Below are 22,296 nucleotides of genomic sequence, written 5' to 3'. Positions count from 1 at the left end.
TGGCGCAAAATTCTGAACGGGCAGGCTGGGGCTGAAAGGCCTCAGCCTTCCTGGTTGTGGAAGGCCGTCTGCGCCAGCCGGATGAGATGGGCGATGCGGGGATTTTCCTCGCCGGCGCGAAAGGCCAGGAACAGGTCGGTTTCCGCATCGTCATCGGCAAGCGGCAGGAAGGCGACATTCGGGATCTTGATGAATTGCAGGCCCGACGGCACGACTGCGATGCCGAGGCCGGACGCCACGAGGCCGATGATCGTCGTCGCCTCCTGTGCCTCCTGCACGATGTTCGGGAAGAAGCCGCGCTTGCCGCACAGCTCGATGAACTGGTCGTAGATGCCGACGCCGATCTTGCGCGGATAGAAGATGAAATTCTGATCGGCGAGGTCCTGGATGCGAATCTCCGTCTTTTCGAGTAGCGGGTGGCCGCGGTGCGCCGCGACGACCAGCCGGTCCGTCGCAAGCTTGCGGAACGAGATGCCGGAGACGAGGTTGCGTTGCGGACGGCGGATTACGCCGACATCCAGCTCCCGCTCGCCGATCGCCCGCAACTGGGCGATGCTGGTGTGTTCCTTCAGCGTGACGTTGATATCGGGATAGTGGTTGCGGAATGCGTGGATCAACGCCGGAAACGGCGAGAGCAGGGAGGAGGCTGCGGTGAAACCGATGCGCAACTGCCCGGCCTTGCCGCTCGCCACCGCCTTCATTTCCTGTTCGCACGTATCGATGCGCTCCAGAATGCCGAGCGAATGGTGATAGAGCAGTCGGCCGAATTCCGTGAGCTGCACGCTGCGCTGGGTGCGCAGGAACAGCGGCGCCCCCAGCTCCTCCTCCAGGTTCTGGATCGCGATCGACAGCGGCGACTGGGTTATGTTGAGCTTTTCGGCCGCGCGGCGAAAATGCAGCTCCTCGGCGAGCGTGCGGAAATAGAGCAAGTGCTTGAAGTTCATGGCGATTATCCGGGGCGGCATTTGTTTGTCGTTTTAGACGATGGGATGATAGGCAGTGATTGATGCATTTTGCAAAACAAAACGCGCAAAAATTGAATTGGCTGCGCGCGGCGAATTCTCCCAATAATGGGCGGAGAAATCATCATGCAGGGAGGCATTCGTGGATAAAGCAATGAGGAGCGAGCGGGAGGAGCGCAACGGAAGCGTCCTGTCCGAGGGCGGGCTGCTGCGGCGCGTCGCGAGCCTGCCGACCTCCGGCGCCCGCGCCTGCGAAATCTTCCGCATGGATGGCCGCCTCTTTCTCGCCATCCCGCAGCTTGCTTATGACGTGGCGGACCTGCCGGCGCATATGAACAGCGGCGACAGCAACACCGATCTGCTGATTTTCGAATGGCTGAACGGCGGCTTCGTGCCGACCTCCACCCTGCCGGTTCCGGGCGGCGAGGATGCGGAATTCTTCACGATCGGCGATCGGCGTTTCCTCGCCACCGCCAGTGCCCGCACGGGGGCGGGGCTTTATCAGCCCAATGTCGATTCGGTTGTTTACGAATATGTCGGCGGCGAATGGGTGCCGTTCCAGCGCTTTGCCGGTTTCCTCGCCAAGCAGTGGAAGGCCTTGCGCTTCGAAGATCGCTTCTTCCTGGCGCTGGCTCTCGGTGTGACCGTCGAGGGCGTCGAGGCCACCAATCCGCGGCAGTCCACGATCTTCGAATGGGATGGCGCCGCCTTCGTGCCCTTCCTGACGCTCGACGGTCCCTGGGGCTACAACTGGACGAAGATCGTCGTCGACGAACGGCAGTTTCTTGCCTATGCCGACCATACCGGCAAGTCGGTGATGCTGGAATGGACCGGCGAGACCTTTGAAATCTTGCAGCGTTTCGAGGGCAAGACCGGCCGCGCCTTCCATGTCCTGCCGGCGCCCGGACCGGTGCAGGTGGCCTTCGCCGCCATCGCCGACGACACGGTCGTCTACCGGTGGGACGGCGTGCGTTTCGCGCCAATGCAGGTGCTCAGCGGCCCGGGCGGCCGCGAATTCGCCTCCATCACCCGCGGCGGCCGGCACTATCTCGTGCAGGTCAACTTCATCGAGGGCTCGCCGAAGGCGCCGAAGACCGATCTCCTCTCCGTGATCTACGTCTGGTCCGGAGAAACATGGGAACGCGTCGACCAGTTCGAGACCTTCGGCGGCACGGATGCCGCCTTCTTCGAGGCCGATGGCAGGCAGCATCTCGTCGTGACGAACAGCCTGACGCCGGACGTCCGGTTCTCGGAAAACACCGCGATTTATGAATTTCTAGGTTGAACAGCGGTTTCGCCGTTTCAGGAGCATTCAGTCCATGTCCTACAGACCCGATCCGCGTTTCGTCGATCTCTACGAGCTTTACACCGGCCCGAACAGCATCGCGGCCGAACTCAGCCAGAAGAAGCGCGATGCGACCGCCGATACGCCTCTCCTGATCTCGACCGGGTCCGACCTCGTGCTCTTCCCCGGCCGCGGTCGCGACCCGGTTTATGAGAGCTTTCGACACAGCACCCGCGGTTTCAAGGAACTGACCGCCGTCTCCCATCTCGGCACCGCCATGGCCTGGGTGGTGGAGATGCAGGAGGAGAGCATGGATGGATGGGAGGTCTGGGCTCGCCGGTTCCTGGCGCAATGCGAGGAGGTGCGTGCGATCTCGACCGTGCCCTACTGGACCGACGAGGTCGCGGTCGAGGCGTGGAAGGGTTGGGAGCGGAAGATTGTCGACGTGGTCGACTATGCCTGCCGTGCCAGCGAAGACTATCTTCGCGCCGGGCTTTCGGACCCCTCCGTCTTCACCTACGCAGCGCTTCGCGAGCGTTTCCTGGAGCCATCGCAGCCGGGTGGCCTGCCGGTTCCCTACAATGACGTCATGGTCGCGACCTTCGCGCTGACCTTCCTCGACATTACCCACCGCATGATGCGCTGGCTGAACACGCTGGAGCTCGACTGGCGTACCGTGATGGTGATGATCTGCGGCAGTTCCGGCCGGCCGACGGCGGGCCTTACCTGGGCCACCAACAATATGTGCCACCTCCTGTGGCGCGCCTCGCAAAAGACGCTTGCGCCCGAGCATCTGCTGATCTCGCCGCACGCGCCGAGCCTCAACCTCGACATGATCAAGAGCGGTGCCGATCTGCAAGACCTGGAGAAGGCCTACCGCACGCTCTGGTGCAAGACGCGGGTGACGGCGGAGATCGGCGGGAAGATGTTTGACGGCTTCCCCGCCTTCGTGCCCGATATCGGCGAGGCTTCGGTGATCACTGATCCCCAAGGCACGCTCAGCGAAATGCCGCGGCTGAAACACCCGGACGACCGCTTCACTGCCATCTCCCGGCTGCGCATGGTGATGGAAGACCCGCGCCAGCTCCTGTCGAACTCTGTCGCCGAATTCATCATCGACGAACTCAGCGACAACGGTCTCGATCCGGCGGCGATCACCATCCCCGGCTTCACCAACACCGCCTATCCGGCTGCCGAGCGGGCCGACTGTCCCAGCTGAAAAACCCCAAAGGAGCGCACCATGTCGAATTCCAACGCGGAGCCGACGGCTTCCGCACGCCTCTATATCCCCTCGCTTTCCCCGCTCTACGGCCGGCTGCATGTCGGCGCCGAGACGCTTTTGCGCGTCGTGGCCGGCGGGCTTCTCGTCACGCATGGCCTGCCGAAAATCCTCGATCCGTTCGGTGCCGCCGGCATGGTCGAGAGCATCGGCTTCTATCCGGGCGCCTTCTGGTCGCCGCTGCTTTCGGTCAGCGAGTTTGCCGGCGGCGTCTGCCTGATGCTCGGGCTCTTCACCCGGTTCGCCGCGCTGGTGACGACCGTCATCCTGCTTGTCACCGTCTATTTCCATGGCGTGCTGCAAGAGCAGGGGCTGTTCGGCGCGGAGAAATCGATCCTATGGGCGGCGATCACGCTGTTCTTCGTGGTGCGCGGCGCAAACCGCCATTCGCTCGATCACCTCATCGGCCGGCAGATCTGACCGGCCTCCATCACAAAGCTCTCCGGCTCCTCGTGCCCATCGAATGATCCATTCGATGGGCATTTCCGTAATAGGATCCGTGTACCTGAGCGACAGGATGGAAGACGTGTGACCGGCGACAACATCTCCTATCTCATCGGGCGCGTGTCGCTGAAGGACCGCAAGGCCTTTGCCGCCCTTTATGATCTGACCGCCTCGAAACTTTTTGGCATCTGCTTTCGTATCCTCAAGGACAGGAGCGATGCGGAAGAGGTGTTGCAGGATGTTTACGTCAAGATCTGGCAGCGCGCCGACCGTTATGTCGAGAGTGAAACCCATGCGATGGCCTGGCTTGCCGCCGTCGCTCGCCATCAGGCGATCGACCGAATCCGAGCGCGCAAGCCGGTGGCGTCAGACATCGATGCGGCCTACGATATTGCCGACCCGCTGGCGACGCCGGAAGAAAATGCCATATTGCGCTCGGAGGGCCGACGGATCGACGCCTGCATGGATCGGCTCGAACCCGACAAGGCGGCCGCCGTGCGGCGAGCCTATGTCGAGGGCCTCAGCTATGAGGAGCTCGCGGAGATGCATGGCGTGCCGCTGAACACGGTGAGAACCTGGCTTCGCCGGAGCCTTTTGAAACTGAGAGAGTGCATGAGCCGATGACGGCGCCCGACAAAGACATGAAAGACCCCCGCCGCGACGAGGTGATCGCCGGCGAATATGTGCTCGGGGTACTTTCCGCCGAAGATCGCCGCAAGGTCGAGGCGCGGCTGGCGCGCGACCGCGCGTTCGCCGCCATGGTGAGCCGCTGGGAGGAAAACCTTGCCACCTTCAACGACGATTACGAGGCGCTGCAACCCTCGCCGCAGACCTTCTCCGCCATCGAACAGCGCATTCTCGGCGCAACTCCGCGCGACACGGTTTTGTCTGGCGGCTTCTGGAATTCGCTGGCGCTCTGGCGCTCGCTGGCCTTCGCCTCGATCACTGTGGCCGCCGGCCTTGGCATCTGGATGAGCACGTTTGTCGGGCCACGTCATGTACAAGGCGGGCAGCTGATTGCGGATTTGGCGGGCGAGGGAGCGACCGTCAATCTCGTGGCGCGGTATGACGATGCCAGCGGTACGCTTCGCGTGACACCGGTCGCTGCCGGCAGGGCGCAGGAAAAATCGCTGGAACTCTGGCTCGTCGAAGACGGCAAGGCGCCGGTCTCGCTCGGCGTGCTGCCGCAGACCGGCGAGGGCGAACTCGCCGTGCCGGCCGTGATGCGCGGGCGCCTCGTGCAGGGCGCGGTGCTGGCCGTCAGCGTCGAACCTTTCGGCGGCTCGCCGACGGGCAGCGCGACCGGACCGGTCATCGCGTCGGGCGCTGCGCGGTTCGACTGACCGAATTTTCCGCGCTTTTTCAATCTATTACGAAAAAAGATCGCTGGTCCTGAAACTCTTTTTCCCGAGGTCCCGTTGCTCGAAGTGATTGCCCGTCGGGCATCGCAACCGGGAGGACCCGCATCATGCGGGCCGAAAAGAAGGACCACCCCACCATGATCCGTTTCACGCTCCGCACCGCCGCTCTCGCCTCCGTTTTCGTACTCAGCGCCTTTGCCGCTCATGCTGAAAACCCGATGGTCGGCGGCGCGGCGATGTTCGAAGACAAGAACATCGTTGAGAACGCCGTCAATTCGAAGGATCACACGACACTTGTCGCCGCGGTGAAGGCTGCCGGCCTCGTTGAGACGCTTTCGGGCGCCGGTCCGTTCACCGTCTTTGCGCCGACGAACGAAGCCTTCGCGGCGCTTCCGGCCGGCACGGTCGATTCGCTGCTGAAGCCGGAAAACAAGGACCAGCTCGTCAAGGTTCTGACCTGCCATGTGGTTTCGGCCAATGCGATGTCCGATGCGATCGGCAAGATGATCGCCGATGACAAGGGCGATCATCCGGTCAAGACCGTCGGCGGCTGCATGCTGTCGGCCAAGATGGACGGCGACAAGATCACCTTGACCGACGAGACCGGCGGCACGGCCACGGTAACGATCGCTGACGTCAAGCAGTCGAACGGCGTCATCCACGTCATCGACAAGGTTCTGCTGCCGAAGGCCTGACCTCGAAATCCGCGTTCGCCTCGAATCCAGCGCGGATCAGCCTTTAGCAGCCTTGGGCCGCCGGTTTTGCCGGCGGCCTTTTTGCTGCGTGGAACTTTTGGCGGCTTCGACAGTTCGAGGGCGAAAGCTCACGGAGGTCTTCCCATGCCAGCAAAATCGAAAGCCCAGCAAAAGGCCGCGGGCGCAGCCCTTGCGGCCAAGCGCGGCGACATCAAGAAGAGCGAATTGAAAGGCGCGTCCAAGGACATGGAGAAATCGATGTCCGAAGGCGAATTGAAGGAAATGGCTTCGACCAAGCGAAAGGGCAAGCCGGAACACGTGTCGAAATCGGACTGACCCAGAGGAGGATGGATATGCGGGTGTTGATCGTCGAGGATGAATCGCTGATTGCGGAACTTCTTGAAACGGTGGTGCAGGAACAGGGCCATGAGACCATCGGCCCGGTTTCGACCATGGAGCAGGCGCTTGCCTACGCACCGCGCACCGATATTGCGCTGGTGGACCTCGGCCTTTCCGACGGCAACAGCGGCCATCTGCTCGCCCGCCGCCTGATCGACCGTTTCGGCATCGACGTGATCTTCGTGACGGGCGATCCTGGCCCGGTCCAGCAGGGTTTCGATGGCGCGCTCGCGGTGGTGCGGAAGCCCTTCAGCGACGAAGACATCATCGATGCGCTCGCCAAGGCGCTGGACAAGCGCAGTCGCTCGGTCGGCCGCCGCATCGCGTCCTAATCGGCTTCCCGCAGGGATTTCACGTCGAGGATCGAGCGGATCTTGTTTGCGAGATCCTCGATCGTGAAGGGTTTTGGCAGAAGCTGCGTATGGGGCTCCAGGATGCCGTTGTGCACGATGGCGTTGCGCGTGTAGCCGGTCGTATAGAGTACCGGCACGCTCACGCCCTTCGTGCGCAGCTGATCGACCAGCTCGCGGCCGGACATGCCCGGCATCACGACATCGGTAAAGAGCAGCGAAAGGGTCTGGCCGCCTTCGATGATGCGCAGGGCCTCTGCGCCGTCCGCCGCCTCGATCACCGTATAGCCGAGTTCGCGCAGTGCATCGGCGGAGACCGCGCGGACCCGGTCGTCGTCCTCCACCACCATGATCACCTCTCCCTCGCGGCCGGGGGAAAGGTGCTGCACGGCCGTGTTTTCTTCCGCGGCGGCGATCGCGCCGTAGTGCCGCGGCAGGTAGACCTTGACCGTCGTGCCGACGCCGATTTCCGAGTAGAGCTTCACCGCGCCGCCCGACTGCCGCACGAAGCCGTAGACCTGGCTGAGCCCGAGCCCGGTGCCCTTGCCGACCGCCTTCGTCGTATAGAAGGGGTCGAAGGCCTTGGCGACGACGGCATCGGCCATGCCGGTGCCTGTATCGGTGACGGCGATCAGCACGAACTGGCCGGTTTCCAGGCCGGCGTCGCGCGCATACCGCTCGTCGACATAGATATTCGCCGTCTCGATCGTCAGCCGCCCGCCGTTCGGCATGGCGTCGCGGGCATTGACGCAGAGATTGAGCAGCGTGTTTTCGAGCTGGCCAGGGTCGGCATTGATCTGCCAGGCGCCGGCGGCAAGCACGGTTTCGAGCGCGACGGTCTCACCCAGTGTGCGGTTCAAGAGCTCGCTCATGCCGCCGACCACGCGGTTGGGATCGAGTGGCTGCGGCGAAAGGGGCTGGCGCCGGGAAAAGGCGAGCAGCCGCTGGGTCAACGTCGCGGCGCGCTGCGCCGCATCCACTGCGCCGTCGACGAAGCGGCCGACATCGGTGTCACCGCGGGCAAGCCGCCGTTGCAGCATGCTGAGGCCGCCCAGGATGACGGCCAGCATGTTGTTGAAATCATGGGCGATTCCGCCGGTCAGCTGGCCGACCGCCTCCATCTTCTGCGCCTGGCGCAGCTGCTCCTCGGCCTTGGCGCGCTCGGCCACCTCTTCGGCCACCCGCTCTTCCAGCGTGGCGTTCAGCGCCTGGAGGGCCGCTTCCGCGCGCCGCCGCTCGGCGAGCTCCGCCTCCACGGCCTGGAACAGCCGGGCGTTGTCGATCGCGGTTGCGGCATGGCCGGCAATGCCGAGCAGCGCGGTTTCGTGTTCCTCGCCGAAACGCCCCGTCTCCTGGTGGCCGAAGAACAGGCCGCCAAGCACCGCGCCGGACCGCGAGATGACCGGCACCGCCAGATAGGAGCGCACGGGCAGATGGCCTTCCGGCATGCCCTTTCTCGGCAGGTTGTGGCCGTAGCGGGGGTCCTTCAAAATATCGTTGGAGCGCACCACGCCTTCGCCGAGAAAGGTGGGCTTGAAGACATCCGTCGCCCGCGGCATCGGGTAGGTCTCGAAGGCGCTGCGCGGGGCGCCCGACAAGGCGTAGAGCATGTAGCTCCCACCCTCGTTGTCGAGCACATTGTAGAAGAAGGCGCCGAATTCCGCGCCCGACAGTTCGACGCCGGCATCGGTGACGGTCTGGACGATCTTTTCGAGATCGAGTTCGGCGGCAATCGTCGCGCCGGTATCGTTCATGATCTGAAGGTGGCGTTCGGCCTTTTTCTGCGCGGCGATATCGCGCACGGAGCCGACGAACCGCACGCCGTCGTCTGAGGCGACGACGTCACCGTTTGCGGCGATCCAGCGCTCTCGGTGGTCGGTGATGCCGATCGTCCGGTATTCTATATTGAAGGGTTTCGTGATGGTGCCGAAGACCGATTCCTGCACCGCCTTGTCCGCGCGGTCGCGGTCGTCCGGATGAAGCCCGGCCAGGAAGCTGCCTTCATAGGTAATCTCGGCATCCGCCGGCAGGCCGAACAGCGCCTTGCAGCGCGTATCCCAGGTCAGCCGGTTGGCGGTGACGTCGAAATCCCAGATGCCGATCGAGGCGGCGTCCGTCGCGAGCTTCAGCCGCTCCGCCGCTTCGCGCGCCGTCTGCTGCGAGCGCACGCGCTCGATATGCGCCCAGGAGCGCTCCGTCACCTCGCCGAGAAGGGCGAGTTCCGTCGGCTGCCAGACATGCGGCTGCCGGTGGTGGATCGCCATCAGCGCAGTAAGGCGGCCTTGCTTGACGAGCGGCATGCAGATGGTGGCGGAAATGCCGATCGCCTGGAAGGTGGCGGCCTCTTCCGGCGGCAGCTCGGCGTGGTTGTCGTTGATGACGAGCGGCCGCCCCGCATGCAGATCGTCCACCGCGCGCACGCCGAAGGCGGCGAGGCTGTAATAGCCGCGGATGCTGGACGAGCCGGACGCGCTCCAGTCGCCGCGGATGGTGAAATGGTCCTGGTCGGGCTCCATGTCGGCATAGGCGCAGACGGAGACGTCGAGATATTGCCCGAGCATCCGCGTGGTGATCGCGAGAATCTCGTCCGCATCCGCGCTCGGTGCCGTCGCCTTGCCCAGCACGTCGAGGAACCGCAGGCGCGCTTCGCTCGCGGCAAGGCCTTCGGTGGAGGCGGGCGGCATGGTCACGGCCGGTTGGGCCTTCTGATCGTCGTCCTGTTGCGCCGGCACGTTGTAGGACCTCGACTGATGAGCAAAGCAGTTTGCCGGATTGTACTCATCTCTGCGGTCAATGGAATTGGCATCCGTCAAATTCTACGCGGCTTGCGGCGTATATCCGCCAGGCCAGATCCGCTGCGAAGGAGAGCTACTCCGGCGACGTTGAAGCGCCGCTGGTGACCTCGTAAAAGTCCCGCTTTCCCTTCAGACTGCTCGCAATGCGGTGGCTGCGAAGGGAGCGTAGAGCCATGGATGATCGACGGAATATCCCTCAGGGCGGATCGGATCGACGCCGGAGACTATCTATGCGGCGTTTCTGGATCGGGATGCCCTGTCCAAAATAGCTGCCGCCAGAAGGTGCCACGGAGCTGGATGCATTAAGGCGACTAAAATTATCATGTTTCTGTCGCGTGACGAAAGATGAATTTGTTTCGATCGTCGTGCCGGTGAAATCGGCGTATGAAAACCCATCTTCTGCCTATGCGACCATCCCGATGAGCGGAGAAGATTCATGCGTGTCGTGAAGTGTCTTGCAATGGCCACCATAGCCCTGATGCTCACCACCGCCGTCGCCGAGGCGGCGGTCCGCGTCGCCTTCGTCCATCCCGAACGATACCGCGACCGGGATTTCCGCAGCGAGGCGAAAAGCGAGCGCATCACCGCCGAGCTGACGCGCTATCTGCACAAGCTCGATAAGCGCTACCTGAAACCCGGCCGGCGCCTCGATATCGAAGTGCTGGATGTGCGGCTTGCCGGACAATACGAACCCTGGAACACCGGCCTGTACGACGTCCGCATCCTGCGCGATTCCACGCCGCCGCGTTTCAAGCTGCGCTACACGCTTCGCGCAGGCGCCAGGGTCCTCGCCCGCGGCGAGGAAACCCTCACCAATGCCACCTATCTCTGGAGCCCGGCGGCGCGGCGGTCCGAACGGCTGGCGCATGAGAAGAGCCTGCTTGCCGACTGGTTCCGCAAGCGCTTCGGCAAGCTTTCGGCGTCCGCCGGCTGAGTTCAGTAGACGTCGCGCAGATAGCGCTTTTCGCGCTTCAGCCCGGCGATATAGTCGGTCGCGCGGTCTGCCGTCATGCCGCCATGGGTGGCGATGATGTCGGCAAGCGCGCTGTCCACGTCGCGGGCCATGCGGCTGGCGTCGCCGCAGACGTAGAAGGACGCGCCGTCCTCCAGCCAGGCGTAGAGCGCCTTGCCGTTCTCGCGCAGGCGCGTCTGCACGTAGATCTTCTCCTGCTGGTCGCGGGAAAAGGCGAGGTCGAGCCGTGTCAGCAGCCCGTCGCGGCTCATCTCCGCCAGTTCGTCCTCATAGATGAAATCGCTCGCGCGGTGCTGGTCGCCGAAAAACAGCCAGTTGCGGCCCTTTGCGCCACGGGTGCGGCGTTCCTGCAGGAAGGCGCGGAAGGGGGCGATGCCGGTGCCGGGGCCGACCATGATCACCGGCGCGTCGTTGTCGGCGGGCAGGCGGAAGGACTTATTCTGGGAGACGAAGATGCCAGCTGTCCCATCCTGCGCCACGCGGTCGGCGAGGAAGGTCGAGCACACGCCGCCCCGGTCGCGGCCATCCGTATGGTAACGCACGCTGGCGATCGTCAGGTGCACGCTGCCGCTGGCGGCCTGCGGGCTGGACGAGATGGAATAGGCGCGGTGCTGGAGGGGCTTCAGCAGGGCCGTGAACTCCGCGGGTGAAAAGGTTCCTTCGGGCGCGAGCGACAGCAGGTCGCAGATATCCTTGCCCCAGAGGAAGGCGTCGAGCGCTTCCTTGTCGCCGTTGCGCAGCACATGGGTCAGCTCCTCATTGCCGGCGCGGCGCTCCACCTCGGCGATCAGGTCGCGTGACGGGGTCGAGATTTCGACCTTCGTGGTGAGCAGGGCTTCGAGCGGCACGTCTCCGATGGGCGCTTGCGGATCGGCGCCGAGGCGGGACAGGAGGAGGTGGACGAGAGCGGGGTCGTTGACCGGCATGACGCCGAGCGCGTCACCGGCTTCGTAGGTGAGCCCGCTGTCGCCGAGGTCGAATTCGTAGTGGCGGATCTCCTTGGCCGACGCGCTGCCGGAAAGCCGGCGGTTGACGGCGAGCCGTGAAGGGTAGGGGTTCTTGCGGCTCCAGCCGGAAACCTCGCGGGCCGGGGCGGCAGCGGCAAGCGGCTGTGCCACAACGGCAATGCCATCGGTGTCCGCCGTCGCGGCGGCAAGCGGCAGGGCCTCGCCGACCCATGCGGCGGCCGGGTCCTCGTAGTCGATATCGCAGTCGCGCCGGGCGAGGATGCGCGTCGCGCCGAGCTGTTCGAGGCGCATGTCGATGAGTTTTCCCGCCTGGCAGAAGCCGTCGTAGCCGGTGTCGCCAAGCGCCAGCACGCCGAACCGCAAGCCTTCCAGCCGCGGCGCGGCGGCGGCGGAAAGCGCCTCCCAGAACAGTTGCGCATTGTCCGGCATCTCGCCTTCGCCATAGGTGGAGGTGACGACGATCAGGCGCTGCATGGCGGCAAGTTCGGCCATGCCGATATCGTCGAGGCCGGCCACTTCCGGCGCGAGCCCCAGGCTGCGCGCGATCGCGGCCGCATCCATCGCCACCCGTTCGGCATTCCCGGTCTGGGTGCCGTAGAGGATGTGCAGGCTTGCCGCCTTTGCCGACGCACTAGCAGCAGCGACGGCCGGCGTTTCGATGGCGAGGCGGGAATGCAGGCCGGCGAGGAAGCCGGAAAGCCAGGCGCGCTGGTCGGCGTTGAACGGTGCGTCTTCCGGGATATAGGGGATCTTCATCGTTTCTGCCTCACTGTCTGGCCGGGGCGAACCCGGAAATCGCCTGCCGAGCGAACAATTCCTCGAAGCTCGGGATGCGGCCGATGCGTTCGACGTTGCGGGCGGTCTGGTGGAGGATCCAGCCATACGTGCCGGGGCTGTCGATGGAGCGCGTGTTGCGGCCCTTGAGTGCCTGGCGATAGTCGTCGAGGCGCTTCGAGGCGACCATCACGGCAAGCGCTTCGTCGTCATAGTCGGCGATGGCCTCGCGGGCGTAGCGCGCAAGCCGCTGCATGAGCGAAAAATCCTCCGTCAGCAGCAGGTTGCGCACCGCTTTCTCGACGGCCGGATCGGACGGGCCGCGCGCGGCGGGAACCCGCGACAGTGCCAGCGACTGCGCCATGCTGAGCACCGTGTAGTTGTTGAGAAGCACGAACATGCCCTCCGTGTCGGTCTCGCCGTAGCCCGGCACGGTGCCGTTGAGGACGGCCTTGCGGTCGCGATAGGCGAGCTTGAATTTTCGGACCTGATGGGCGGCGAGCGCGGTGGACAGTTCCTCGACGAGATCCTTGCGGCTCTTCGCCTTCAGGATGGCGTCGCTGTCCTGGTAGAGCAGCAGCGCGCGCGGCAGGCCGTAGACGAAATTGTGCCTCTCGCTCTCCCAGTTCTTGATCAGCCACCGAGCCTTCTCGGAGCCCGTCGCCGTCACATGCCATTCGAGCATCAGGCGGATGGCGTCGGCATGGACCGCCGCCATGGCATCCGTCTCGTCGCCGATCGTTCCCAGCAAGATGGAGTCGTGGCTCATCTTCTTGGGCAGGTCGCCATAGGGGTCGTACTGGTAGACGAAGCCACCGCTCATGCCGTTGCCGAAACCCTTGCCGAAGGTGCCGAGGTTCAGCACCGCGCCGTTCGTCATATATTCGCAGCAGAAATCGCCGACGCCTTCGACCACGGCGGTCGAGCCGGAATTGCGCACGGCGAAGCGGTCGCCGGCCTGGCCTTCCACGAAGAGGCGCCCGCCGGTCGCACCGAACAGCGCGAAATTGCCAACCAGCACATTGCCGCCGGCTTCCTGTGAACCGCCGCCCGGCGAGCGCACGGTGATGACGCCGCCGCACGCACTTTTCCCGACGCCGTCATTGCAGGTGCCGGTATGGGTCAGCGCCATGCCATCGTTGCAGAAGGCGCCGAAGGACTGGCCGGCCGAACCCGAGGTGGAGATGCGCACGCTGTCGGCATCGAGGAAACGGCGGCCGCGGTCGTCCTGCCGCACGGCGGGCAAGGCGCGTGCTTGCGCTTCGGTGAGCTCGTGGTTCAGCAGGCGCTCGATATCGACGGCGAGCTGGCCGCCGACGGTCTTGTTGCAATTGTTGAGGTAGCGGTTGCCGCCGAGCTCCACCGTCTGGCGCCTGCCGTCGAGGAGGGCGGAGCGGACGAGATCGATGAAACCGTCGTCGACCGCAAAATCCTTCTCCATATAGACTGGATCGGCGATCTTCACCTCGTCCACGACCGCAAGCATCGCGCGAAGGTCGAGCTGGCCGACGCTCGAAGGATGGTCGAGCAGGTGCAGCAGGTCGCTGCGGCCGCGGGCTTCGCGCAGAGACGGCAGGCCGAGCGCCGCCAGGATTTCCCGCGTCTCGTGGGCGATGTTGAGGAGGTATTGCGCGAGCGCCCGCGGGTCGCCGTCGAAGACTTCCGGATTGGTGGTGAGGCCGGCGGGGCACTTGATGTTGCAGTTCTTCGCCATCACGCATTTCAGCATCATCAGCGCCGTGGTGCCGAATTCGAAGCTGTCGCCGCCGAGCAGCGCCGACTTGACGACGTCGCTCGCCGTCTGGTGCGCGCCGGAGCAGCGCAGTTGCACCTTCTGGCGGATACCGTTGGCGCAGAGTGCCTGATGCACTTCGGCAATGCCGATCTCGGCGGCACGACCGGTATATTTCAGGCTGGTGACGGCGGCCGCCCCCGTGCCGCCGGTGTTGCCGGCAACGTTGATGACATCGGCGCCCGCCTTGGCGACGCCGACGGCGATGGTGCCGATACCCTCCGAGGAGACCAGCTTGACGATGACGCGCACGCGCGCTGCCTTGCAGTCATGGATAAGCTGGGCGAGATCCTCGATGGAATAGGTGTCGTGGTGCGGGGGCGGGGAGACCAGCTCCACGCCGGGCGTGCCGCCGCGCGCAGCGGCGATCTCGACCGTCACCTTCTGGGCGGGAAGCTGGCCGCCTTCGCCGGGCTTGGCGCCCTGGCCGATCTTGATTTCCAGCTCCTCCAGCATCGGATCAGCGAGATAGCCGGCCCAGATACCGAAGCGGCCCGAGGCGAACTGCTTGATGCGCGAGGCGCGGATCGTGCCGTAGCGTGAAAGATGCTCGCCGCCCTCGCCGGAATTCGACATGCCGCCGACCATGTTGGTGCCGTGCGCGACCGCCTCGTGGGCATTGGCGACCAGCGCGCCATGGCTCATGGCGCCGGAGGCGAGCAGCGGCGTGATCTCGCTCGCCTTCTGCACGGCATCGAGCGGAATGCTCTGCGGCGCGGTGCGGATGAGCGCGAGATAGTCCAGCGCCTCGCCGGCCGCCTGCACCATCAGCGCGCCGCCCTCCAACCAATGGCCGAGGATTTCTGGGCCGAAGCGCATGACGAGGGACTGGCCGAGCGCGGCAAGCCGCGCCAATTCACCGCCGACGAGGGTGAGGCGGAAGGTGTCGTCGGCAAGGGTTTCGCAGGCGAGGCCGCGCACCATGAAGCTGTTGTTGCCCTTGCGCGAGAAGCGACCCATCTCCTTGCGGAAGTCCTCAGCCGACGCGAGATATGTGACGTCCGCCGGCAACGCGAGCACGTCGCGCAACGCCGCGGGCCGCCGGGTGCGTTCCTCCGTCATCTGGCGGATGAAGGTGCGGTAGCCGGGCGTGATGGTGAAACGGTCGATCGCCTCGGATGTCAGCTTCTCGAAGCCGTTGTTGCTATAGGCGGCATCGTCGAGGCCGAAGGCGTCGTCCAGCCGGTTGAGCGTCAGGAGGCGCAGGAAGGGATCGTCCTCACCCGCCCCGTCAAAGGCGATCTTCTCCTCCGTCATGTCGACGAAGCCGCGCACGGCGGCCGTGCCGAAGGAATGGCCGGCGCCCTCGGCGCGCTCCTTGAAGAGGCCGAGCAGCGGGATGTCGTCCTCGCTTTTCACGGTCAGCGCCTTGGCATGCCAGCCGGCGACGGCGGCTGCGATGACCTTGAAATTCACGCCGCCGACCGGCGTCTTCACGTTGGGGAAGTAGCGCTTCAGCACCGGATCGTTGGTGTCGAGGAAGTTGGGCTCGAAGAACTCGCCGCCGATATAGCTTTCGGCGGTGCAGAGGCCGACCTTGCCCATGGTCTTCATCAGCGCCTTTTCGGCCGCCTTGGCGAAGCGCTTGAAGGCCTTGTCGGCCTCCGCGCCGAATTTTTCCTCCGCGCGGAACTGCACGCCGAGCGGATAGACCGCCGAGGCGCCGAAGCCGAGCACGGCCGCGACATGGTGCGAGGAGCAGATCTGCCCGCTTTCGACGACCAGCGAGAGCCGCAGCCGCAGGCCCTCCTCGATAAGCTTCTGGTTGACGGCGGAGACGACGAGGATCATCGGCAAGGCGGCACGGCCCTTCGCCACATGCCGGTCGGTGACGACGGCGATGCCGCCTTCCTCGCGGGCGAAGCCGGCAATCGCATCGCAGAGGGTGGCGATCGCCTGTTCGAGCGCCTGCTCGTTTGCCGTCGCGTCGTCGAGATCGGGCGTGAACAGCATTTCGAAGCGCCGCACCGGCGTTTCCGCCTGCTCGCGGATGCGCAGCATGTCGAGATGGGTGAGGATCGGCGAGGGCACGACGATCTGGCGGGCCGCCTTCGCGCCGATATTCGGCTTGGCGCCGAGCGCCACGCGCAGCGTCATGCCGTCCGCCTCGCGGATCGAATCGAGCGGCGGGTTCGTCACCTGCGCAAAGCGCTGCGAGAAGTATTTCGCGACGCCGCCCTCCTGGTCGGAAAGCGCGTTGATGGCGTTGCCATAGCCCATGGCGGAGATCTTCTCCGCCCCGGTCTGGAGCATCGGGTCCATCAGGAACTTGAAGCTTTCCTGGTTGAACGAATAGGCGACGTAGCGCTGCTGGCGTTCGAGATCGCCATTGTAGCGCAGCGGCGAGCCCTGCGCGTCGGCCGGGATTTCCGGCAGGTCGGCGAGGTTCACGCGTGCGTCGCGCAACAAGTCGCGATAGGGGCGGCGGGCGGCCAGCATCTCCAGCGCCTCGTTGGTGCCGAAGGCACGCTTGGCGGTGTGATCGTAGCAGAGCATGCCGCCGGCCTCGATACGGCCGCGGCGCAGCACGGTTTCAGGCGGAAAGGCGATCTGGCCCGCTTCCGACATGACGCAGAGATAATCCGCCGTCTCAACCGTGCGCAGCGGGCGCAGGCCCAGCCGGTCGAGCCGTGCGCCGATAATGTCGCCATCGCCGAAGATGAGGGCGGCGGGGCCGTCGTTCTTCTCCTCGTAGAGCGAGAAGTATTCGAGCATCGCCACGACCTCGGGCGACAGCGTATCGTCGTTCTCCCAGGCCGGCGGCATCATCGAGACGACGGCGGTGACGAGATCGAGGCCGTCCTCCAAGACGCGGGTCAGCAGCGTCTGGTCGAGGCGGCAGCTGTCCGACTGGCCCTTCGGCCGGATGATCGAGGCGTTTTTCGCAAGCGCGATCGCGGCCTCGGAGAGGCGGTTCTTGCGGTCGGTGTTGAGTTCGCCGTTGTGCGCCATCAGCCGGAAGGGCTGGGCCATGGAGGGATGCGGGTCGGTGTTGGTGGAAAACCGCGTGTGGAAATACATGGTGTTGACGGTGTGGTCGGGGTCCACCAGGTCGCGGAAATAGGGCATGACCTCGTTGGAGTTCAGCCGGCCCTTCAGCACCTGCGTCCTTGCACTCATCGAGAGCGGATAGAGCCCGGCAAGGTGCGGCTCGATATAGGCACGAGCCTCGATCGCCAGCAGCGCCTTGTGGATGCGGAAATCGAATTCAGCCTCGCTTGCCGCGGCGTCATGGCAGGCAAAGACCCATTGGCGGATCGGCGATTGGTAGCGCACGGCGGCCGGCCGGATGGCGCTTTCGTCGACCGGAACGGCACGCTCCAAAAGCAGGGCGAAACCCTGCTCGGCGAGCGCATCGCCGATGATCTGTTCCGCTTCCGCGCGGCAGGCGGGGTCGCTCGGCAGGAAGAAGTTGCCGACGCCGAAGCGGCGCGGCTGGAGGTCCGGGCGTGCGGTCAGCTTGCGGAAGAAGCCGAGCGACAGATCGACCGAAACGCCGGCGCCATCGCCCACGCCTTCCGCCGACATGCCGCCGCGATGCGGCACGGCGCAGAGCGCCTCATGGCCTCTCTTGAGCACGTCATGCGTCTGGATGCCGTCTTTTCGCGTGATGAAGCCAACGCCGCAACTGCTCTTCTCTTGCGAGGGATCGTAAAGGCCGGTGGTGTCGCCACGGTGCTCCAAGTCGCATCCTCCTATATCGAATGTGTCAGTGATGCTGACCTATCTTAATAAGAGTAAGGGAGTCAAGTTTTTGTTAGAAAAATTCGCGAGGATGTCATCGCGCGTAATTTCTTGACGCGGAGGCCGCATTGCCGGCAAGTTTCCGCCGGACGCTCGCTACATCCTGCCGATCAGCACGAGGCGCCCGGGCTCGATGACGCGGATCGCGTGTTCCACGCCGGCCTCGACGACGAGGTGATCGCCAGGGCCGCAGGGCAGCGTCGCGCCGTTCATCGTCACCTCGAATCGGCCGGAGACAACAATGGCGAATTCTTCGGTGTCGGCGGCATGCGCCGGGATATCGGCCTCCACCTCGGCATCGATGACCAGCATGTCGCCGAGCCTGCCGGTGATGCGGCCGCGAAAGCCGGGGCCTTCGATGATGTGCGGATCACTCATGCGCTGCCTCCTTGCTGGCAATGAACAGGAAACCCGCGGTGGCGACTTCGCGCGTCTCGACCGGCTTCAGACCGGCGTCCTTTGCCCATTCGGCGAGCGTCTCCGGCGCGTCGAAGCGCATGTTCTCCGCCATGCTGGGGGAGAACCGCGCGATCTGCGGGCGAAACGCGGGGGGCGAGGTGATCAGTGCCAGCCGGCCGCCGGGTTTTAAGACGCGGGCCATTTCGCGCAGGCTTTCGGCCGGCTGCGGGAAAAAGAAGAAGGCGTTGAGGCAGTAGACCTTGTCGATCGCGCCATCCGCGATGGGCAGGGCTGCGGCATCCGCCTGATGCAGCACCAACCGTCCCTCGGCGAGCGCCCGGGCGTTCAGCCTGCCGGAATTGGCCACCATGTCCGGGCTGTGGTCGATTGCGATGGCGCGACAGCCGCCAGCGAGCAGGCGGCGCAGGAAGACCCCGCCGCCGCAACCGACTTCGAGCACGAGATCGCTCTTTTCCGGCGGCAGGCGGTCGAAGGCCAGGTTGAAGCCGATCTTGTGGCCGAAGGGGAAGCGGTAAAGCAGGTAGCCGAGAAGGCCGCCCGGCCGCCGCGCGATGCGGTCGACCATGGTGGACGAGAGCGAAAGCATGGATCGGATCCTCGATCTATCGGGTGACGGGGAGGGAGCGCGCAGCGCGCGAGACGAAGAGTGCGGCGAGGACCAACGCGACGGTGGCGCCGGCGAAGGTGGCGGCATAGCCGGTGCGCCCGGCCACCCAGACGACGACGCCGGCAATCGCCATCTCGCCGAGCACGTTGGCGCTTTGCAGCACGGTGACGTCCGTGCCTGCCTGTTTGCCAGCCCCGCCGAAAGCCATGATGATGGTTGCCGCGGAGACCGCGATGAAGCCGCTTGCCACGGACAGGAGCCCGATCGCCAGCGATACCGAGAGCCAGCCGGACGGCAGGATGCCACCGGCGATCAGTCCCCAGGCGGCAAAGGAGGTGGCGGCGAGCAGTATGCCCGTGCCCATGGCGACCCAGCGGTAGCGTGCGGTCAGCGCGCTGCCGAGCGGGCAGCCGATGACGAGCATGACGAGGCCGCTGATCGTCGAGACGAGCCCGGTATCCTGGTTCGACCAGCCCTGGTCGACGAGAAAGATCTTGCTGACGCTGAGCCCGCCCGCATGCGCGCCGCCATAGATGAAGGCGAGCACGAGGAGGAGGGCCACGCCGGGCCGCCGGAACGTATCGGCAAGCCGCGCCCTGGTGTCTTCGCGTGCCGGAACCGGCCTTGGCGGTTCGCGCCAGCCAAGCGCGATGGCGACCGTCAGGGCTGGGAACAGCGCCAGCAGCAGGAACACGCCCTGCTGGCCCAGCGCATCGGCGACCATCAGCACGCCGCCACCGCCGACCATGAAACCGGCCATCATGCCGCCGACCTGCAACGCATTGGCATAGGCGAGCCCGCGCCCGGCCAGTTGTTCCGCAGCAAGGCCGTCCGTCGCGGTGTCCTGCGTGGCGCTGGCAATCGTGCCAATGGCGAGCGCCGTCACCGCCATCCACAGGCCGCTGCCTTCGAGCGGCAGGAAGCCGAGCAGCAGCAGGCAGGCGGCGAGGATCGCCTGCATTGGCACGATCCAGCTCTTGCGCCGCCCGAGGCCGGCATGCCAGCGGTTGTCGACCATCGGAGCCCAGAGGAATTTTATGATCCAGGGCAGGCCGGCCAGCGGCACCAGCGCGATGACATCCATCGAGACCCCGGCCTGGCGCATCAGCACCGGCACGGCCTCCATGGACAGCCCCACGGGCAGCCCTTGGGTGAAATAGAGCACGCCGATCAGCAGGAAGAAGCGGAGGCGCCCGGCTTCGCTGGAAGTGTTGGCGGCGGCGAGCGGCAGGGTGTCGGGGTTCACGCTCATCACCACACCTTCGCCAGCGTGATGCCGACGGTGCGGCCGGCTGCGGCGACGCCCATATCGGTGCCGCTATAGCTGAAATAGTTCTTCAGGTAGCGCTCGTCCGTCAGGTTCTTGGCCCACAGGCTGGCGCTCCAGCCGTCCTTCTCGATGCCGATATGGGCGTCGACCAGGTGGGTTGGGTCCTGCCTGTACTTATTGTCCGAGGTGAAGGCGTAGGAGCTGCGGAACGTGTAGTCGATGCCGGCCTTCAGCGTAGCGCCGGCTTCAAGTTCGCGGGCGAAATTCACGCCGGCGCTGAAACTGTGGCGCGGTGCGAAGGGCAGGTCGTTGCCGCTATAGTCCGCGCCCATCACAGTATCGACGAATTCGTCGTAGCGGGCATGGGTATAGCCGTAGCCGCCGCGCAGGCCGATCTCCTCGGTCAACTGCGCCGTCGCCTCGATCTCGAAACCCTTCGATGTCGCGGCGGCGGCGTTGCGATAGACGCGCGTGAACGGCGTCGTGTAGATGACCGCCTGCTGGTCCTTCCAGTCGATGTAGAACAGCGACGCTGCCAGCGTGAACCGGCCGTCGTCGGAGGTCGCCTTGGTGCCGAGTTCGTAGGACATGGTGGTTTCCGGATCGTAGCGGTTCGCCGAGCCGTCCTCCTCGATATAGGGGCTGATGCCGCCGGACTTGTAGCCACGGCTGATCTTGGCATAGGCGATGTTGCCTTCCGAGACGTGGTAGGTGATGGCGGCTTCCGGCGAGAAGTTGGAGAAGGAGACGTCGCCCTCGGCCCGGCCCGGCGTGCCGAACATGAAGCTGCCGCTCGGCGAGGAAATTTCGCTCGTCGTCGACTTGCGGTCATAGGTGTAGCGCCCGCCGGCCGAAAGCTCCCATTGCGGCGTCACGAAATAGCTCGCCTCGCCGAAGACGGAGAACGTGTCGGCCGATTGCTCGAAGACGTCGCGGCTCCAGACGTTGCGCGGGAAGGAGACGAGGTCGAAAAACTGCGTGCCCTCGAAACGCTCGTGCATGTAGAACAGTCCGCCGCTCCAGCGGAACACGTCGTCGTCGAGCGAGGAGAGGCGCAGTTCCTGGCTGAACTGGCGCTGTGTCTCCTCCTGCGCCTGGCCGATATAGGGTGTTGCGGTGAAATCGCCGTCGAGATAGCTGCTCATCTCATGGCCGCGGAAGGCTGTCACCGAGGTCAGGCGCACGGTCTCGAAATCATGGTCGATGCGCACCGAGACGCCGCCGCTGTCGACGCTGTTGTCCGGCTCGAAATCATGCGTCGCCTTGTGGTCGAAGGCGAGCGGCAGCGGCGCATACCAGAGCCCGCCATCGCTGCGGTCGCGGGTAAAGTCGCCGATGATTTTCACGCGGGTGCCGTCGCCCACTTCGCCGGTCGCCACGACGCGACCTCCGAACACGTCGGTATCGCTGACGTCATCGCCGTTGACGAGGTTTTCGATATAGCCGCGATTGCCGCTCCAGGCGGCGGAGGTGCGCACGGCCCAGCCGGTGCCCTCGATCGGCGTTTCGAAGGCGGCCTTGAAGCGGCTGTCGAGATCGGTGCCGATCGTCGCGGAGAATTCGCCGCCGGCCGTGTCGCCGGGCTCGCGCGAGATGAGGTTCACCGCGCCGCCGATGGTGTTCTTGCCGTAGAGGGTGGCCTGCGAGCCGCGCACGACCTCGACGCGCTCCAGGTCTTCCAGGATGAAGGGATAGCCCATCGGCCGGGCCATATAGACGTCGTCGAGGAACATGCCGACGGCCGGCTGGCGATCGACGCCCCCGGAAATGCCGAGCGAGGTGACGCCACGAATGCTGACCGGGCCGCCCTGGCCGTTGAACAGCACGTTCGGCGTCTTGAACGCCACGTCCTCCATCGTATCCGTCCGGCCCTTGCCAAGGTCTTCGCCGGCAATGGCGGTGACCGCGACGGGCGCATTCTGGATTTTTTCCTCGCGACGGCGGGCGGTTACGACGATCTGTTCAAGCACCGTCGCACCTTCGGCCGGTTGCTCCTGCGCGGAAAGCCGGGCGGCATCGAAGAGAACGAAGCCCGCGGTGGCGAGGATGGTGGCGGTGCGCAAGGCGGCGTGGCGTTTTTGATTCATGACGAATTCCCTCAGCTTTGCGTGGGTCTTCGCATGCGGCCTGCCGGGGGCACAATCTGGCGCACGTTCGGGATTGCGCCAAAGGTGTTCG

At 65.1% G+C, this 22,296-nt stretch carries 17 protein-coding genes; 9 read left to right on the top strand and 8 right to left on the bottom strand.

Going from position 1 to position 22,296, the window contains the following annotated elements:
- Positions 1-41: 41 nt before the first annotated feature.
- On the bottom strand, positions 42-944 hold the full coding sequence (locus AC1Q6Z_RS07755; protein ID WP_492647317.1) for a LysR family transcriptional regulator: 903 nt from the start codon (positions 942-944) through the stop codon (positions 42-44).
- A gap of 160 nt (positions 945-1,104) precedes the next feature.
- Here AC1Q6Z_RS07755 and AC1Q6Z_RS07750 point away from each other — a divergent pair, with 160 nt between their 5' ends.
- The 8 genes from AC1Q6Z_RS07750 to AC1Q6Z_RS07715 all read left to right on the top strand — a co-directional run bounded on the left by AC1Q6Z_RS07750 (position 1,105) and on the right by AC1Q6Z_RS07715 (position 6,757).
- Entirely contained in the window at positions 1,105-2,247 is a 1,143-nt protein-coding gene (locus tag AC1Q6Z_RS07750) for a hypothetical protein (protein ID WP_492647316.1), read from the top strand.
- A 34-nt stretch (positions 2,248-2,281) separates the two neighbouring features.
- Positions 2,282-3,466 carry a DUF5624 domain-containing protein gene (locus AC1Q6Z_RS07745; RefSeq protein ID WP_492647315.1) on the top strand — a complete coding sequence of 395 codons (1,185 nt, stop codon included), beginning with the start codon at positions 2,282-2,284 and terminating at the stop codon, positions 3,464-3,466.
- Positions 3,467-3,487: 21 nt separating this feature from the next.
- Positions 3,488-3,946: a DoxX family protein gene (locus AC1Q6Z_RS07740; RefSeq protein WP_492647314.1), complete on the top strand. Its 459-nt coding sequence runs from the start codon at positions 3,488-3,490 to the stop codon at positions 3,944-3,946.
- Positions 3,947-4,054: 108 nt separating this feature from the next.
- Positions 4,055-4,594, top strand: a complete 540-nt coding sequence (locus tag AC1Q6Z_RS07735; RefSeq protein ID WP_492647313.1) for a sigma-70 family RNA polymerase sigma factor — start codon at positions 4,055-4,057, stop codon at positions 4,592-4,594.
- Positions 4,591-5,313 carry an anti-sigma factor gene (locus AC1Q6Z_RS07730; RefSeq protein WP_492647312.1) on the top strand — a complete coding sequence of 241 codons (723 nt, stop codon included), beginning with the start codon at positions 4,591-4,593 and terminating at the stop codon, positions 5,311-5,313. The genes AC1Q6Z_RS07735 and AC1Q6Z_RS07730 overlap by 4 nt, the downstream gene beginning before the upstream one ends.
- Before the next feature lie 155 nt (positions 5,314-5,468).
- On the top strand, positions 5,469-6,026 hold the full coding sequence (locus tag AC1Q6Z_RS07725; protein ID WP_492647842.1) for a fasciclin domain-containing protein: 558 nt from the start codon (positions 5,469-5,471) through the stop codon (positions 6,024-6,026).
- A gap of 144 nt (positions 6,027-6,170) precedes the next feature.
- A complete protein-coding gene (locus tag AC1Q6Z_RS07720) occupies positions 6,171-6,362 on the top strand; it encodes a DUF3008 family protein (protein ID WP_256115396.1) in 192 nt (63 codons plus the stop codon).
- A 17-nt stretch (positions 6,363-6,379) separates the two neighbouring features.
- On the top strand, positions 6,380-6,757 hold the full coding sequence (locus AC1Q6Z_RS07715; RefSeq protein ID WP_435264963.1) for a response regulator: 378 nt from the start codon (positions 6,380-6,382) through the stop codon (positions 6,755-6,757).
- Here AC1Q6Z_RS07715 and AC1Q6Z_RS07710 read toward each other — a convergent pair.
- Entirely contained in the window at positions 6,754-9,507 is a 2,754-nt protein-coding gene (locus tag AC1Q6Z_RS07710; RefSeq protein ID WP_492647311.1) for a GAF domain-containing protein, read from the bottom strand. The genes AC1Q6Z_RS07715 and AC1Q6Z_RS07710 overlap by 4 nt on opposite strands.
- Before the next feature lie 499 nt (positions 9,508-10,006).
- On the opposite strand from AC1Q6Z_RS07710, the gene AC1Q6Z_RS07705 reads away from it, so the two are divergent.
- The gene (locus AC1Q6Z_RS07705) at positions 10,007-10,504 is read left to right on the top strand and encodes a DUF3016 domain-containing protein (protein WP_492647310.1); all 498 of its coding nucleotides are present in this window, start codon (positions 10,007-10,009) and stop codon (positions 10,502-10,504) included.
- A gap of 2 nt (positions 10,505-10,506) precedes the next feature.
- Here AC1Q6Z_RS07705 and AC1Q6Z_RS07700 read toward each other — a convergent pair whose 3' ends face one another.
- The 6 genes from AC1Q6Z_RS07700 to AC1Q6Z_RS07675 all read right to left on the bottom strand — a co-directional run bounded on the left by AC1Q6Z_RS07700 (position 10,507) and on the right by AC1Q6Z_RS07675 (position 22,205).
- Positions 10,507-12,267 (bottom strand): sulfite reductase subunit alpha, encoded by a 1,761-nt coding sequence (locus tag AC1Q6Z_RS07700; protein ID WP_492647309.1) that lies wholly within the window; start codon positions 12,265-12,267, stop codon positions 10,507-10,509.
- Between the two features lie 10 nt (positions 12,268-12,277).
- Positions 12,278-17,761, bottom strand: coding sequence for a glutamate synthase-related protein (locus AC1Q6Z_RS07695; protein WP_492647308.1), 5,484 nt, complete (start codon positions 17,759-17,761; stop codon positions 12,278-12,280).
- Between the two features lie 156 nt (positions 17,762-17,917).
- Positions 17,918-18,199, bottom strand: coding sequence for a cupin domain-containing protein (locus tag AC1Q6Z_RS07690; RefSeq protein WP_492647307.1), 282 nt, complete (start codon positions 18,197-18,199; stop codon positions 17,918-17,920).
- Entirely contained in the window at positions 18,192-18,827 is a 636-nt protein-coding gene (locus AC1Q6Z_RS07685) for a class I SAM-dependent methyltransferase (RefSeq protein ID WP_492647306.1), read from the bottom strand. Before AC1Q6Z_RS07685 ends, AC1Q6Z_RS07690 begins: the two co-directional genes overlap by 8 nt.
- Before the next feature lie 16 nt (positions 18,828-18,843).
- Positions 18,844-20,100 (bottom strand): MFS transporter, encoded by a 1,257-nt coding sequence (locus AC1Q6Z_RS07680; protein WP_492647305.1) that lies wholly within the window; start codon positions 20,098-20,100, stop codon positions 18,844-18,846.
- Entirely contained in the window at positions 20,100-22,205 is a 2,106-nt protein-coding gene (locus AC1Q6Z_RS07675) for a TonB-dependent receptor (protein WP_492647304.1), read from the bottom strand. Before AC1Q6Z_RS07675 ends, AC1Q6Z_RS07680 begins: the two co-directional genes overlap by 1 nt.
- Positions 22,206-22,296 lie beyond the last annotated feature (91 nt).

The organism is Shinella sp. GW835-FHT14H05, from assembly GCF_058793575.1.
Note: the sequence above shows the minus strand (reverse complement) of the source record. Positions and strands in the feature narration are given on the sequence as shown.

Bases quoted from the DNA above. Each gene is read 5' to 3' on its own strand.
- AC1Q6Z_RS07755 (WP_492647317.1), bottom strand. From the start codon at position 944: ATGAACTTCAAGCACTTGCTCTATTTCCGCACGCTCGCCGAGGAGCTG.
- AC1Q6Z_RS07745 (WP_492647315.1), top strand. From the start codon at position 2,282: ATGTCCTACAGACCCGATCCGCGTTTCGTCGATCTCTACGAGCTTTAC.
- AC1Q6Z_RS07740 (WP_492647314.1), top strand. From the start codon at position 3,488: ATGTCGAATTCCAACGCGGAGCCGACGGCTTCCGCACGCCTCTATATC.
- AC1Q6Z_RS07730 (WP_492647312.1), top strand. From the start codon at position 4,591: ATGACGGCGCCCGACAAAGACATGAAAGACCCCCGCCGCGACGAGGTG.
- AC1Q6Z_RS07725 (WP_492647842.1), top strand. From the start codon at position 5,469: ATGATCCGTTTCACGCTCCGCACCGCCGCTCTCGCCTCCGTTTTCGTA.
- AC1Q6Z_RS07720 (WP_256115396.1), top strand. From the start codon at position 6,171: ATGCCAGCAAAATCGAAAGCCCAGCAAAAGGCCGCGGGCGCAGCCCTT.
- AC1Q6Z_RS07715 (WP_435264963.1), top strand. From the start codon at position 6,380: ATGCGGGTGTTGATCGTCGAGGATGAATCGCTGATTGCGGAACTTCTT.
- AC1Q6Z_RS07705 (WP_492647310.1), top strand. From the start codon at position 10,007: ATGCGTGTCGTGAAGTGTCTTGCAATGGCCACCATAGCCCTGATGCTC.
- AC1Q6Z_RS07700 (WP_492647309.1), bottom strand. From the start codon at position 12,267: ATGAAGATCCCCTATATCCCGGAAGACGCACCGTTCAACGCCGACCAG.
- AC1Q6Z_RS07690 (WP_492647307.1), bottom strand. From the start codon at position 18,199: ATGAGTGATCCGCACATCATCGAAGGCCCCGGCTTTCGCGGCCGCATC.
- AC1Q6Z_RS07685 (WP_492647306.1), bottom strand. From the start codon at position 18,827: ATGCTTTCGCTCTCGTCCACCATGGTCGACCGCATCGCGCGGCGGCCG.
- AC1Q6Z_RS07680 (WP_492647305.1), bottom strand. From the start codon at position 20,100: ATGAGCGTGAACCCCGACACCCTGCCGCTCGCCGCCGCCAACACTTCC.
- AC1Q6Z_RS07675 (WP_492647304.1), bottom strand. From the start codon at position 22,205: ATGAATCAAAAACGCCACGCCGCCTTGCGCACCGCCACCATCCTCGCC.